The sequence below is a fragment of the Dyadobacter linearis genome (genome assembly GCF_907165045.1).
Taxonomy (GTDB): domain Bacteria; phylum Bacteroidota; class Bacteroidia; order Cytophagales; family Spirosomataceae; genus Dyadobacter; species Dyadobacter linearis.
In genome coordinates, this window is sequence record NZ_CAJRAU010000023.1 from 1 (window position 1) to 995 (window position 995).

The 995-nt window shown below is 39.3% G+C and carries 1 pseudogene; it reads right to left on the bottom strand.

The features are described 5' to 3' along the window. A pseudogene (locus KOD92_RS27340) lies at positions 1-779 on the bottom strand (hypothetical protein); the annotation flags it as partial. Positions 780-995 lie beyond the last annotated feature (216 nt).

A 995-nucleotide genomic window follows, 5' to 3' on the forward strand; every position in this document is an offset into this window, starting at 1 on the left:
ATTTCTCCGCCGGCATTAAGCAGTTCATCAAGTGGTTTTAACAGTGATTCCAGTTCATGTAAACGCTGATCAATACGCTCGGTGGGTAGAGAAGGCATTGACATTTGACTACAAAAATCCTTCCGTAGCAATTCCCATTGAGTTTTTGAAAGAAGCAGCGAATTGAAGTCAGCATATTTTCGGGAAATATTTATATATACATCACCGGAACGAAGCCGGTCACGTAAGTTAGCCAAGGCACATAATTCGTAAGGCTGACGTTGTGGGAAAATTTCAGGCTGCTGCTGATCGTTTTCAAAAACCAGTTTATTCCAGGAAGGCGTTATAAAATCAACCGGGGTGTCATCAGGTAATTTCCTTTTCTTTCCAGATTGTATATCAGTTAGTATCTCGATAACTTTCTGAAAACCATCTTTGGAATGTGCAATTTGAAAATCAAAGGTTTTGAGAAGGTTCGGTGTAAACTGTTTCAAATTGCCATAATAATTATTAAGGTAGTATAAATGGGTCTGCCTGATGGGACGTAGTGCGGACCCAGTAACAAGTAATGCCTCCATAAGCACTTCCTTTGGATATATCTCAAAAATTAATCTCCGTAACTGGTCGTCTGTAACGGTATCGTTAACAATGATGCTGACTGCCTGGGACAAGGTTTTCATTGCTTCGTTCTGCGATTTGAACAAGGTCTGCTGGTAGATATCCAGTTCCTTTTTTGAGCCATTAACAATGTGCTCCCAATAATCATCAAACATTTCCAGCACTTTATCATTTGTATCCATCAGACTTTCATACAGGAAACAAATTAAAATCGGGTACCTTCTGGTAGCGTTCAATCTTTGCAAATACTTGTTTGAAACATTCCTGGCTATTTGTGTCAATCTTTTTCTTCGGTTCAGGCTTATGACTGACAAGTCCCATTCATGGACGTTAAATGATTTCAGAAAGTTTATCTTCTCCAGCGTTTGATTAATCGATCTTGGGGTATTACTGGTAGG